Genomic DNA, 13,512 nt, shown 5'->3' on the forward strand with positions numbered 1-13,512 from the left:
GCAAGCTAATACAAGCCCATCCTCCTGTACAACATAGTAATCATCTTCAATATCATGGTCCAAAAAGTCTGCAAATAGCTGCAGCTCTTCAGGAGCAAAGAATTTTGGTAAATTACTTTTAAAGATTTCGATACATCTCTCTCTAAAGACCGATGTGTATTTTATAATAAGCATGGGCATCGCCTTTAAATTATAATTTACATTGATTTAAAAATAGCGTTTCCCCTTCGTAACATCTCACAAGCATTTTCAAAGCTGAACAGGTATTCTTTTATATCTTTATCGACAGGAATCATGGAGGTTTTTAAAGAAGATTCCAACAACTCATCTTCATTTTTAAAGCCGTCTTTTTTAAAGCCATCTTTGACAAGTTGTGCTTCAAATCCGGTCACACTATCAACAGGAGCAAAACTATAGCATACCCCACTGGTAGAACCCATTACTTCAATTCTATACATAACACTGTCTATAACTCCGAAGTCGTTAAACCGAATTTCTGTTTAAAAGCAAAATAGAAATGCGACAAATTCTCAAAGCCCAGGTCCAAATAAATTTCTGCAGGCCTTTGTTTCTTTTGCTTAATCATATAATATGCCTCTTCAAGTCGTTTGTCGCGAAGCCACTGTTTAGGTGTAGTAGCAAATATCTTACTAAAATCCCGTTTAAACCCAGAAAGACTACGTCCCGTAAGTTTAGCAAAAGATTCAACGGAAACGTTAAACATGTAATTCTGGTTCATAAATTCTTCCAGATTAATCTTATACGGCTCAGAAAAATCAAATAGCAGATATTTAAAGTCGGGATTACTCTGCAAAAGCAATTCTATAGCCTCCCTGATTTTCAAATCCGCTAATCTAGGCGTAGATTCCTTTTTTTTATTGATATACGGCGATAAAGAAATAAAATAACTTTTAAGAAGATCGTTGGATTCAAAAAACAACTTACGTTTACTGTCATACCGCCGCTCCACAACAATTTTATTTTCAAGCGCATACCTTCGCAAAGTTTCTTTGTCTAGCGTGATGGAAAGAAATTGATATTTTTCTTCCTTAGAGGGATACTTAATCGTACGGACCAATTGATTTTTCCTCACCAGTACAATAGAATTTTCAGTGATCACCGTATTTCCCTGATCATGGAAAGCATGCGTTTCACCCGAAAGTTGAAAACCTAAAAAATGTTCAGGAATAAACTCCTCATACCCTCTGTACTTCTCAAAAGCACAAGAATACACCAATTTGTCAAATATGATTTCACTATTTCCAGCCATACAACAAATATGTCAAATTTTAAGCGAGACTGCGCCAGCATTGGCAATTGCTTTATCTTGTTCTGGAGATCCACCTGATGAGGCTATAGCACCGATGATGTTTCCATCCTTGTTTCTGATTACTACACCACCCCCAATAGTTAGCAAACCCATATTCGAATTGATCATGCCGTAGCCGTGAATATCGGCTCCAGTAATTATAGTTCCCATCACATCACTATCTACACCAAACATTATTGCCGTTCTTGCCTTCTTAATAGCAAAATCAATAACTCCATAAACACTATCCAGTCTCGCAAAAGACACTAGATGACCACCAGTATCAACCACAGAAATGCTCACTGGAACATTCAATTCTGTTGCTTTCTCAATTGCAACATTAAGAGCTTTTACTGCATCAGTATATCCTATATTCATATTATTTCATGCTTAATTTTAGAATAGAAGAATGTACAGATAGATAACCTGCACATTCCAGGCTGAATTAACTTTTAGCACTCCATGCCTCAACTTGTAACTGCTTTACAAAATCTTCAGTTTCCTTCGGATGCACATTCCTGAAGTTGGAATCATCATTCAATGCTACCTCTACAATAATATCAGCCATAGATTGAGGATCTAATTGATTGGCCAACGCATCGGTCACCCCATCAAAAGAAGAAGCAGGCGTAAAATTAATTTTAGGGTCGTACCAGCGTGAAATTGAATCGGCTCCACGATCATTAAAACCAGTACCAAACACGCCTGGATTACAAGTTGCAATTTTGATATTAAAAGGTGCCAGTTCGGTTTTTAAACCTTCAGCAATTGATTCCAATGCATGTTTAGAAGCGCAATAAGCAGCCACATAAGGCACAGTCCACAATCCACCCATAGACGAGGTAAATACAATTCTACCAGCCTTCTTCTCTACAAACTTTTTAATAAAACCTTGCGCCAGGTTCAATGCACCAAATACATTGACTTCAAACATATCACGAACTAAATCCAGCGGTTGCTCGGCAATAGGCCCTCCCTCCATAATTCCCGCATTACTAATTAAAATATCGATGTCGTATTTTTTATGAATATAGGCAATATCACGAGCGTCCGTGACATCCAGTTTGTCAACCGTAAGTTCCACTCCCTGTTGTTTCGCATCCCGTATTAAATCGCTCATTTGTGGATAAACTTGTGCCGTAGCAATTACCTTATATCCTTTTTTAGCCAGATCAAATGCCGCGATTTTCCCAAAACCGCTTGCTGCACCTGTAATTAAGATTGTTTTGCTCATTTTCTTTTGTTTAAATGTTTCAGAGCAAAATTGATCTATTTAGGAATATAATTTATTACTCAAAAGTCCAAATGTATATTGGTAAAACGTCCAGATCCACATTTAGATTTTATGAATTGCTATTTTCTCTTGCGGTTAAAATAGATTAGTAAAATCTATTTCTGTTCAACCTTATCATAAATTGAAATATTCACCGGAATCCTTACTTGTTTCTTTATTTTTCCAGGCATTATAAACTCAATAGTAACATGGCCTTTCAATTTTTCGAACCTACCGTTCAATGTTAATTCGATACCCAAATTTTGGTGCAGAGTATTCGTGTATTCCCATAGACCATATTCTTGCAAATAAGTAGCATCACCATTATCTACAAAGCGCAGCTTTTCATTTTTCTCATTTGTAAAATCGAAATCTTTAACTGTATAAGTTGCAAAATCAGAAATATCATCATCCCTATTGACTATAGTTCCATTGCTTTGTTTGTACTCGTTAAGTTTCTCTTCAGAAAGAGGATATCTTGTACATATTTTGAATTTGTTGGTCGGTTTTTTCTCCACCTCCGTAATATCCGTGATAGTGGCCACAGCATTCTTGGTGACTTGAACAAGAAACTGTTTCATTTGCTCCTCCGAGTATTGATAATCAGGGTCTTCCTTACTCTGGCAAGACACCGCAAATGTTAGAAAAGAAACAACAAATAACAAAATTAAAGATAACCTATTTTTATCCATGTCCCAATGTTTGCATTAGATTTTGATTAAATATAAAGCTATTGCCACATTTAAAGAAATCACCACACACCAAGTCAAAAATATTACAATTAAAAACTCAAAGAACTAATATCTTAGGAACCATCCAGGATCTGCACCCAGGAAAATAGATTTTGATGGCCGAACCTCAGGGCCTGTAAGGTTCAGAGAGGCCATAAAATCTATTTTTCAAAACAAGACCTTACACCATTACAACAACACACTTACTCAGCCAGGCTTCAGGTACCAGGTTGTATAACTGAAAAATAAATGATATGTTAGCCAAACACATTACAAATCCATACAAACCTGAACCCAACCAATTAAAATAAGTGACCGCTCGTTTCATGATAAACCTTGCCCTACGCCCAACCTCCTTCCTCCTCATTTTATTAAGCTGCATTATTTCAACTACATTGGCACAAAATAAAATTGACATCAACATAAAAGGAATTGTCAAAAACACAAAAAATGAGCCCGTAGATGGAGCAACATTATTTTTAAAAGACAGCAATAGCGGTCAGATAGTAAAGCAAGTACTGAGCAATCCCGATGGGTCCTTCCATTTTGCAGTCCCATCTGAAACTTATATCCTGTCCATTACCTATTTAGGCGCACTCAGCTACCAGACAGCGCTCCCAAAATCATCAGGCAATACAGATTTAGGTATCGTCAAAATTGAGCTCAACGCCCGTAGTTTAAAAGAAGTCGTCATTGAAAGTTCCGCTAACAAACCACTGATCAAGATCGAAGGCCGAAAAATGATCTATAACATCGAGCGGAGTATCACAGCACAAGGAACCAATGCATTAGAATCACTTAAGAAAATACCGGGCATCATCGTCAACCAAGACAATACCATAACTCTGAATGGAGCCAGTGGTGCTTTGGTGATGATCAATGGCCGGCAAACTTACCTGCAGGCAGAAGAACTTGCCCAGTTGCTTAAATCAATGTCAGCCTCCGACTTAAAATCCGTCGAGGTCATTAAAAACCCTTCAGCTGAATATGACGCTGCCGGAACTGGTGGCATTGTTAACCTTGTACTTAAAAAATCAATGGCTGAAGGCTTTAACGGCAGTATGAATAACGGCATTGCCTATGGCAAAACTTTAAAGCAAAACACCAATATAAACCTGAATTTCCGCAAAGGAAAACTGAATATGTTTGGCGGTTACAATCACAACTTTGGGCATTTTGCGATGGACTATGACAATGACAGAACAACCAATGGAAAGATCTATCTGAATTCCAACCACGACATAGATAAGAAACACAGCATAGGGTCAACCCTCGGTGCAGATTATGCAATAGATACGACCAAAACGCTGGGTGTAGTGATGAATGCTAATTTTTCAGGCGGCGGAGGCTTGATCTTTCCCATTACCGACATTTATGACCAGGCAACGGGCAACCTTTTACAGATCCTTAGAAGCAAGAGTGATTACCCCCAACAAAAAGCACACCGCTACAACGCCAACTTAAACTACCGTTACAAAGGGAGTAACCGAACCAGCCTGGATATAGATGCAGATTATGGGATCTTTGATGCAGCCACAAAAAATGTGAGCACCAATACATTCTATTCGCCAAGCGGTGCATTTGAATCTTCCAACAATTTCCTTGTGGCAAACAGCAGAAATATTAAATTATATGCCCTTAAGGCCGATTACGGTTTTCCAATTGGCAAAGGAAGAGTGTCGACGGGTGCAAAATTTTCCAGCGTAGCCGCAGACAATGTATTTGACCAATACGATATGAACGGAAGTGAAAATGTAATAGACATCAATCTATCCAATACCTTCAATTATAAAGAACAAGTAAGCGCAGGATACCTGAAATACGAAACACCCCTCGCAGAAGGACTTAACGTTGACATAGGCCTGCGATTGGAAAACACCCATTCCCAGGGAGACCTTCAACCCCGCGAAGGAAGTACAATACCACCAACATCGGTTGTTAGAAACTACCTTAACCTTTTTCCGACCGCTGCAATTACCTATAAAACCACACAATCCGGTACTTACAACTTAAGTTTTGCCCGACGCATAGACCGACCCGCCTACAACAACCTGAACCCATTTTCCTACCCCGTAGACGAATTATCTTACTGGAAAGGCAATCCATTTCTGAAACCCCAGTACGCAAATACTTTAGCTCTGCAGTATATTTATAAAAAAACCACCATAGCCGTCAGTTACACCCATACAACAGATATCAGCAATACGATTACAGAAGTTTTTCAGGATAATCTTATCAACATGATCCCCAGGAATATCGGATTTCAAAACAACCTGAACCTAACCATAACCCAGCAATTGAGCCTCACGAAATGGTGGAACATGACCATCACTGGTATAGCATACCGCCTGGAGAATAAGGTGGGAACCGTAGAATACGGAAACTACAATCGTAGTCGTTTATCCGGCACCTTAAATATTCAGCAAAACTTCAACCTGCCAGGAGGTATCATCGCCGAAGCCGCAAGCATATGGAACTCTAAAAGAATCAGCAGCTTAAACACCAATGTAAAAAGCAATTCACAAATAGACCTCGGCTTAAAAAAGAACCTGATGCAAAACAAAGCCACCCTTAGCCTGGGTGTTTCGGATATTTTCAGAGGAAACAGATACAATACAGATACCGAACTTAATAACCTACTGCTACATACCACCTATGTTGGAGAAACCCGTCAGGTGAGGTTAAACTTCAGCTACCGTTTCGGCAATAACAAAATCAAAACACAAGATAGACGAGAATCCGGATTAGAAAATGAGTCCCAAAGACTATAATAACTTAAGATATGCAACTATCACCAGTCTGCACCCAGGAAAATAGATTTTAATGGGCGAACCTCAGGGCCTGTAAGGTCCAGAGAGACCATAAAATCTATTTTCATATTATCTCAGAACTTGCAGCATTACTTATTTGATGACACCAGCAAACCCACCATTCCTGGCCATTTTCACCAGAAAACGATCTCCAGATTTAACCTGTATTGTTTTCTTTCTGTAATCCATGGCCTGACGGTCCGCATTGATTCCATCTTCAAAATAGGTCATCGTATAAGTTTTACCCTTCTCCAGAAAATCAAAATTCAACTGCACATTCCGTTCTTTCATTTTGCCATTGGTAATACCGCCAATAAACCAGGTTTGCCCCTTACGTTTAGCAACCACTGCAACTACACCGGCCTCTGCTTCCAAAGCTTTAGTTTCGTCCCAGGTGGTAGGTACCTGCGTAATAAACTCCGTACAATCCAGATTTCTGTAATATAATGTCGGGTTATCCGCAAGCATTTGTATCCCGCTTTCAAAAACCACAAACAATGCCATTTGATAAGCACGGGTTCCGATACTTGCCGCATTAGGCCTTTCCGCCTTATATACTTCTGGCTGCATGCTCAACATGGCACCAGGCGTATAATCCATCGGGCCAACCGCATTGCGCATAAAAGGCAAATACAAACTATTATCAGGAAGCGTACCGCCCATTTGTTCCATGCCCCTCACCCCTTCGTAGGAGATCACATTTGGATACTTGTATTCTAAACCGGAAGGCTTAAAGGCACCATGAAAATCGACCAGCAACTGGTGTTTTGCCGCTTCTTTAGCCACACTTTCATAGTAGTTCACCATCCATTGGTCGCTCCTGTCCATAAAATCGATTTTCACTCCTTTGATTCCCCACTCCTGAAAAGTCTTAAATACATCCATATGGTTGTGAACGGTGAGCCAGGTTAGCCACAATACAATTCCCACGCCTTTTTCTTTTCCATAACGGATCAGCTCCTGAACATCAACCTTTGGATTAGGGGTAAAAGGATCTGTTGTGCTCTTGGCCCAACCTTCGTCCATGATGATATATTTCAATCCAAATTTGGCTGCAAAATCTATGTAGTATTTGTAGGTTTCCAGGTTATACCCCGACACAAAATTAACATCAGGACCATAAGGAGCCGCATCATTCCACCATTCCCAACTGGCTTGTCCTGGCTTGATCCAGCCTGGATCTTTAATCTGAGATGCGGAAGCTAGTTTAAGCGTCATTGTATTTTCTATTAACTGTTTGTCGGTAGAGGTAATGACAAAATATCTCCATGGAAAGCGCCGGTTACCCGTTGTTCTGGCAATATAATCAGCCTCCCTCAGAATTTTTTGACTACGGTCCCCGTCTTCACCAAACTCCAGAGGTACTTTTGGGAAAGTAGACAGCACACCGTTATTTCCTGTGCCTTTAAGGAACATTCCCGGGTAGTCAGAAAGATCCGATTCACTGACCAATATCTTATAAGCCTTCCTGGTGTCTATCAGCATAGGTAAATTCGACATCTTGTCTGTGGCTTTCCAATCCTTTGAATTCACCTGACTATAAGCTTCTTCATAAGCAGTTTTAAAACCACCCGGTTGCTGCACATGGAGTAAATAATCCCCAGGGAAATTCACTGCAAAATCTTCATTTACAACATCGATTTGTCCCTTTTTTTGAGTTAAAAATCTATATGCAATTCCGTCATCAAAGGCACGAAATTCTACCGAATAATCGCCCTTAAAATTCAGCACCAGGGAATTGTAAGTATTGTTCACTGCAGAGAATTTCAACGGCACATCAGGTTTTATGACTCCGGCCTCTTTACCTTTTTTGATACTCAGTAGCTTAGGGTTTTGTCCAAGTATCTCCTCTTTTAGTTTTAAGCTTAAATAATTCTTCTGCATCAGGTTTTCCCTATTGATGGCTACAGAATAATAGATCTTGTCTGAAAGCGCTATAGAAATCTGAATGTTCCCATGAGGAGATTGCAAAACAATCTGCTTCTCCTGTGCGTGTACAGCGACAGAAAGCGACAGCAATGTTAATAGGATGAATCTTAATTTTTTCATAAAGTGTTAGAGGTTTATCATTTATATGCGAACGTTAAATTACTATTCTTCAGCCCGATCTGGAAACGGAATAGATTTGTAATATTTAAGTGTTTTAGAAGGCGGCTTCAATCCACTTGGAATAGCCCGTTTGGAGAAACCCTGGAAATACAATACAGAGCCATTACGCCACCAGGCAGCTTCCCTTCCCTGTTCTGCCAAAAGCTGTTTAACCTGCTCAAATCGTTCCTGGTCAATTTTTCCGGATTGTTGATCCCATGTCCGTCGCATCTTCTGTACATCATCTACACCAGAGTAGTATTCATGAACCAGCTCATCCCAAAGTATCCTGCCTGAAGCCATTTTATAATCCCAAGGTACATGATGAAACCAAAGCAAAAAATCAGGGGGGCAGGTTCTAAGGTCATTAAACATCCTGGTTACAGGTGGAAAATATTGACTTACAGCATTACTGCCCCTGCTTGTTCTGTCTACGCCGATTCCAATAGCATCAGCCTGGTGATAATCATGGGCATTCCACCCCGGTATTTTATCCCATGGTCCGGGTCCATAATGGGTTCCCAGATTCATAATATGATTTAAACCTAAAGGCATCATATACTTCACCGTGTTCTGTCTGGAGTTGAGCATGTATTGCAATGTTGGGACAATAAATGACCGGTCCTGTGTAAAGGTCATTTTTATCCAATCGTCTGCAATGCTGGCAGAACTCTGGTCAGAATTCCATGCCAAACGTCCAAAAGCATACCAGTTGGCCTGTGCAAAAGGATGTCCGGTCCAGTTCAGGTCGCTACCTATATTTGCTACACCAGCAATTCCCGACAATTGATGCTGCTCTTGTATGCCTTCTACAATTTTAGCCACGGTGGTACCTTTTCCTGCAGCATAGGTATCTGAAGTAAGCGTCTCTTTAAATAATGGTGCCAGATAAACCAGATGCGTTGCAAAACCCAGATATTCCTGGGTAATCTGGAACTCAATCATGAGCTGCGTTTTAGGCATGGCACCAAATAACGGATGAAAAGGCTCACGAGGCTGGAAATCAATCGGACCATTTTTAGGCTGCAGAAGTACATTCTTTTTGAACATCCCATCGAGTTTTTTAAATTCAGTATAGGCTTGTTTAGACCTGTCTTCACCTTTTATGTTCTCATAAACGAAGGCACGCCACATCACCACACCCCCATGAGTTGCCAGTGCATCAGCCAGTAAATTTGCTCCATCTGCATGAGTTCTTTTATAATCTTGCGGACCAGGCTGGCCTTCTGAATTGGCTTTCACCAGGAACCCTCCAAAATCAGGAATATAACGGTAAATCTCGTCTGCTTTGTCTCTCCACCACTTGATCACTGCTGAATCCAGAGGATCTGCTGTTTTAAGGCCACCGATTTCCATTGGAGCACTAAATCTCGCTGTGAGATAGACCTTGATTCCGTAGGGTCTGAATACATTTGCCAGCGCCGCTGCTTTTATCAGATATTCTCTGGTTAGGCTTTTGGCACTTGCATTCACATTATTCAACACAGTACCATTAATTCCTATAGACGCATTTGCACGTGCATAATCCGTATAACGCCGGTCAAGGTAGCCAGGCAAACGTTGCCAATCCCAAATGGTATAGCCTGCATAACCTCTCTCAATTGTACCATTCAGGTTGTCCCAGTGGTTAAGTACCCGCAGTTTAATTTTAGGTTGTTCCCTGAGCTTGAGGTTACGGATATCTTGCTGCGTCTGCATTAGTCTTAAAAAATGATATACTCCGTAAAGCACGCCAATATCTGTATTTCCAGAAATCCTGATACAATTTTTGCTATGGATCCGCATAGATGTAATCTTGTAGCCTTCGGTACCAACATCCGTTGTAGACTCCGTTCCTATAACCAGGCTTCCATCTTTAGTTACTGAAGATTCCCTTTCCAGGTTTAGCCCAAGCATGCCATGGATCCCAATATTCAACTCCTGGTAAGCGGCCTTTAAAGTAGCGGAGTTGTTAATTACGACCAGGTGTTTCAATTCAGACAGGTATCTCTGTTTTATAATAGGGCTCTCAATGAATTTATACCTGAGCCACAGATCGTAACCGCTTTCTGCATAACAGCTAAAGCAAAAGAAAATAAAAAATAAGGAGAATAGATATTTCTTCATGTTTATTCAATTAAAGCAACAACACTCCATAAAACCGGAGCTTGTCCATGCATATCACCTGCGATCCTTTTTCTGTTTAAATAGTAATCTCTGCTGTTTTCTTTATTGGTTCCCTGGCAAACCTCTTTCACATCGCCGTTCGCATCAATATAGGAGGTTAAGGCAATCCAGGCTTTCCTGGCTATAGGACCATAGATTTTTCCATCCAGCCAACCGCGCTTCACCCCTGTAATCAGTGCATAAGTAAACATTCCACTGCCAGAAGTTTCCGGCCAGGACTCTTTATCGTCAATCAGTTGCCGCCACATTCCGTCTCCGGTTTGATATTTTTTTAGACTGTTCATCATTTTCTGATAGGCCAAAAGTATCGTTCTGTAATCCGGATTGTTTTCTGGTAGGGACTTTAACAATTCTGTCATTCCAGCGGCCATCCAACCATTTCCCCTTCCCCAGAAAAAGGGTACATCAGGTGCATGGTAAAACAAACCATTTGGACGTTGTAGTTGCCGGAGGTAAGTCACCATTTCATGTGCTGCCCGGTTAATGTATTTTATATCTCCTGTGGCACGATAGGCTTGTGCCTGAAGGTTTGTGATCATATACATGTCATCAATCCACATCCTTGTTTGCCAGCTGAGACCACTGTCCAGCAAGTTTTGGTAGTTTTGTTTAGGATTCTGTGGTACTGTCCATTGCTGGTCCGCAAACCATTTGCCCATATCCATATACACCGGATTTTTAAATTGCATATACAGTTCCAATGGAATAGAACCAAAGATGGAAGGATCAACATGATCGGGACGCGGTTGAAGGTTCTTCTTTTCATAAAGAAGTGGCCTGAACCTCAGATCCAGCAGTTGGCTCAATTTAGTTTGCTTTGCAACAGCTGTAAATTTCAGAGCACCGTACCAGGTACATACTTCAGAATATGTAACAGCAACTGGAGGCGTTGAAAATCCAAAATTACTAAATGGGCCTTCCAGGTAATGATTTGTCAGGATCATTCCTACTTTAAGGGGGTCACTATGCTCTGGCATGTCGCTGAAGAAATTTTCCTGTGCCCTGGTAACATAAGCCATACCACAAAAAATGAGGGTAAAAATAAATGTATGTTGTAGTCTAAACATGTCTGATAATTAAATTTTAAGGATTCTTGCTTAAGGGGAAATGCTGATGTTTTCTGCAAATGAAACGTCTGTAATGTTCATTTCTTTAAGACTTGAGGCAGAGTGCAGAATGCCAGGCATCCTGATGTGCTCAAAATGTATATTCCTGAATTGATGGGCTGAATCTAATCCTTTAAGCTTTCCAGGAGACTGACCCGCATCCCTGATCAGAACATTTCTGACCTGAACGCCTGAAACAGGACCGCTTCCCTTATGGTCTCCATTTTGCATAAAGAAAACGGCCCAGGTGCGGTGATCGTCGTTCTGGTAACTTAACCGTTCTACATCTATATGATCAAAGATAACATTGTTCACTCCTGCCGTGCCCCATTTATGATGGATACCTATCGCAACTGCAGCATCATAGACTACGCAGTTCTTAAAAGTAATGTTACTTTGGTCCTGCATCACACCCTGGCCAATTTTATAAGCATAACAATAGGTCCAGGACACCAGGTTGTCAAATGTAATATTGGTCTGAGGCTTAGCCATACCCGGCCAATTACGGCAAAGATCTGTATTTTGGGCCCAAGTCTTAGTAGAAAATGGATCGTCCAGGGCAATACCTATCGCGTGTTCCACCGTTACATGATCAGATTCCATTACGTCGATACCATCATTCTCACCCATATCAAAACGATTAAAAAGCTTGAAGTTCTTAAAAACAAGGTTTTTAGATCTTATTGGAATAATGGCCCAGGATCCCGAATCTCTAATCAGCAGACCGTCGAGGATAACATTTTCTGAATGCATAACAGCGAGAATATTACTTCCGATATTCAGATGCTCCGTAGCATATTTCCCATTGCCATCCAAGGTACCCCGTCCATATATTTTGACATCATGCGTGCCACTGTCTGTATAGATCCACCAGGTGAGATCTCGTTTCTGAGATGCTTTATGAGCATTTACCTTAAAATCTTCCTTTTTCCCACTAAATAACAAAACCGAGCCACCTTCAAGGTATAAAGAAGTATTGCTTTTCAGTTGCAGGTTTCCAATAGGATAAACTCCAGCCGGAACATACACAATCCCCTTTCCACCTGGTACTTTTGAAGCATCATCTATTGCCTGCTGAATTTCTTTCGTAACCGGCCCTTCCTGATTTGGTTTAACACTATAAGGCCTCCTGGTAATATTAAAGATTGTTTTTCCTGAAGAAGTTGGTTGATCTTTTTCAACGACATCGGCTGCAATAACCAACTCCCTTAAATTGTTAATTTTAACTATCAAATAATCTCCTTCTTTCAAGTAAAACTTCAGTTGATTTCCGGATAGAATGCCTTTGATCTCTTTTTTTTCAGGACTAATGCGATAGCTGGTCACTACCTGGCCTGGCACTAGGGTCACCAAGGCTTCTGCCTTCCCGGCCGACAGAGAAAAATGAGCATAGTCATATTTACTGTTATAGCCTACCACAGGTATCTTTTTACCATTGACCTCCAATGTAAAAACACTGGAGGCATGGTAAATGCCAGGCATGGGGTAACTATAAATTTCAGCTGTACCCGGAGGTGCTGCTGAAATTTGAAAGGGGATCAGAAAGAGTAACAAGCTCAATAATTTTAAAATTTTCATACTTTCTAAACTTGATTACCAACCTGGGTTCTGTGGATACGGCGTACCTACGGTCACCGCATTGATTTGGGATAAAGGAATTGGTCGCAGCACATGGAAATCCTTAATATTGTTTTTAGCCTCAAAATCGTCATACTTGCGTACTCTTTCCAGTAATTTTCCAGTTCTCACCAGATCAAACCATCTCACATTCTCAGCAAACAATTCCCTTGATCTTTCGTCGAGTATAAAATCAATATTGATGTCTGATGCTGTTACTTGCATTTGTGCTTGTTTTCCAGGAGCAGCAGCCCTTGTTCTTAAGGTATTAAGATATGCAGCAGCAGCCTCATTTTGACCAAGTTTAAAAGCCGCTTCTGCCGCTACCAGATAGGTTTCAGCGAGTCTGAAAACCATAATTGGTCGGTGCGAGTTTTCATTCACAGTTAAACGGTTAGGATCCAGATATTTG

General features: G+C 40.6%; 11 protein-coding genes. 1 reads left to right on the forward strand and 10 read right to left on the reverse strand.

Annotation, left to right across the window (positions count from 1 at the left end):
• Nucleotides 1-197: 197 nt before the first annotated feature.
• From VNZ46_RS22780 to VNZ46_RS22800, 5 genes are all read right to left on the reverse strand, one after another.
• A complete protein-coding gene (locus VNZ46_RS22780; RefSeq protein ID WP_325562911.1) occupies nt 198-458 on the reverse strand; it encodes a hypothetical protein in 261 nt (86 codons plus the stop codon).
• 8 nt (nt 459-466) lie between these two features.
• On the reverse strand, nt 467-1,270 hold the full coding sequence (locus VNZ46_RS22785; protein WP_325562913.1) for an AraC family transcriptional regulator: 804 nt from the start codon (nt 1,268-1,270) through the stop codon (nt 467-469).
• Between the two features lie 12 nt (nt 1,271-1,282).
• The gene (locus VNZ46_RS22790; RefSeq protein WP_325562916.1) at nt 1,283-1,687 is read right to left on the reverse strand and encodes a heme-binding protein; all 405 of its coding nucleotides are present in this window, start codon (nt 1,685-1,687) and stop codon (nt 1,283-1,285) included.
• Between the two features lie 67 nt (nt 1,688-1,754).
• On the reverse strand, nt 1,755-2,543 hold the full coding sequence (locus VNZ46_RS22795; protein WP_325562918.1) for an SDR family oxidoreductase: 789 nt from the start codon (nt 2,541-2,543) through the stop codon (nt 1,755-1,757).
• A 155-nt stretch (nt 2,544-2,698) separates the two neighbouring features.
• On the reverse strand, nt 2,699-3,274 hold the full coding sequence (locus VNZ46_RS22800; protein WP_325562920.1) for a hypothetical protein: 576 nt from the start codon (nt 3,272-3,274) through the stop codon (nt 2,699-2,701).
• Between the two features lie 434 nt (nt 3,275-3,708).
• Between VNZ46_RS22800 and VNZ46_RS22805 the strand changes: the two genes are divergently transcribed.
• Complete coding sequence (locus VNZ46_RS22805; protein WP_325562922.1) at nt 3,709-6,084, forward strand: TonB-dependent receptor; 2,376 nt, start codon at nt 3,709-3,711, stop codon at nt 6,082-6,084.
• Nucleotides 6,085-6,216: 132 nt separating this feature from the next.
• Here VNZ46_RS22805 and VNZ46_RS22810 read toward each other — a convergent pair whose 3' ends face one another.
• The 5 genes from VNZ46_RS22810 to VNZ46_RS22830 all read right to left on the reverse strand — a co-directional run.
• Complete coding sequence (locus VNZ46_RS22810) at nt 6,217-8,172, reverse strand: glycoside hydrolase family 97 protein (protein ID WP_325562924.1); 1,956 nt, start codon at nt 8,170-8,172, stop codon at nt 6,217-6,219.
• 42 nt (nt 8,173-8,214) lie between these two features.
• Nucleotides 8,215-10,317, reverse strand: a complete 2,103-nt coding sequence (locus VNZ46_RS22815; protein ID WP_325562926.1) for an alpha-glucuronidase family glycosyl hydrolase — start codon at nt 10,315-10,317, stop codon at nt 8,215-8,217.
• A 2-nt stretch (nt 10,318-10,319) separates the two neighbouring features.
• On the reverse strand, nt 10,320-11,444 hold the full coding sequence (locus VNZ46_RS22820; protein ID WP_325562928.1) for a glycoside hydrolase family 88/105 protein: 1,125 nt from the start codon (nt 11,442-11,444) through the stop codon (nt 10,320-10,322).
• Between the two features lie 30 nt (nt 11,445-11,474).
• Nucleotides 11,475-13,061, reverse strand: a complete 1,587-nt coding sequence (locus VNZ46_RS22825; RefSeq protein WP_325562930.1) for a glycosyl hydrolase family 28 protein — start codon at nt 13,059-13,061, stop codon at nt 11,475-11,477.
• A gap of 15 nt (nt 13,062-13,076) precedes the next feature.
• On the reverse strand, nt 13,077-13,512 hold a 436-nt coding region (locus tag VNZ46_RS22830; RefSeq protein WP_325562933.1), incomplete at its 5' end, for a RagB/SusD family nutrient uptake outer membrane protein.

Origin of the sequence: Pedobacter sp., from assembly GCF_035566355.1 — a bacterium.
GTDB lineage: Bacteria > Bacteroidota > Bacteroidia > Sphingobacteriales > Sphingobacteriaceae > Pedobacter.

What these genes read in the sequence shown, in the direction of transcription:
- VNZ46_RS22780 (WP_325562911.1), bottom strand. Translation starts at nt 458, where the DNA reads ATGTATAGAATTGAAGTAATGGGTTCTACCAGTGGGGTATGCTATAGT.
- VNZ46_RS22785 (WP_325562913.1), bottom strand. Translation starts at nt 1,270, where the DNA reads ATGGCTGGAAATAGTGAAATCATATTTGACAAATTGGTGTATTCTTGT.
- VNZ46_RS22790 (WP_325562916.1), bottom strand. Translation starts at nt 1,687, where the DNA reads ATGAATATAGGATATACTGATGCAGTAAAAGCTCTTAATGTTGCAATT.
- VNZ46_RS22795 (WP_325562918.1), bottom strand. Translation starts at nt 2,543, where the DNA reads ATGAGCAAAACAATCTTAATTACAGGTGCAGCAAGCGGTTTTGGGAAA.
- VNZ46_RS22800 (WP_325562920.1), bottom strand. Translation starts at nt 3,274, where the DNA reads ATGGATAAAAATAGGTTATCTTTAATTTTGTTATTTGTTGTTTCTTTT.
- VNZ46_RS22810 (WP_325562924.1), bottom strand. Translation starts at nt 8,172, where the DNA reads ATGAAAAAATTAAGATTCATCCTATTAACATTGCTGTCGCTTTCTGTC.
- VNZ46_RS22815 (WP_325562926.1), bottom strand. Translation starts at nt 10,317, where the DNA reads ATGAAGAAATATCTATTCTCCTTATTTTTTATTTTCTTTTGCTTTAGC.
- VNZ46_RS22820 (WP_325562928.1), bottom strand. Translation starts at nt 11,444, where the DNA reads ATGTTTAGACTACAACATACATTTATTTTTACCCTCATTTTTTGTGGT.
- VNZ46_RS22825 (WP_325562930.1), bottom strand. Translation starts at nt 13,061, where the DNA reads ATGAAAATTTTAAAATTATTGAGCTTGTTACTCTTTCTGATCCCCTTT.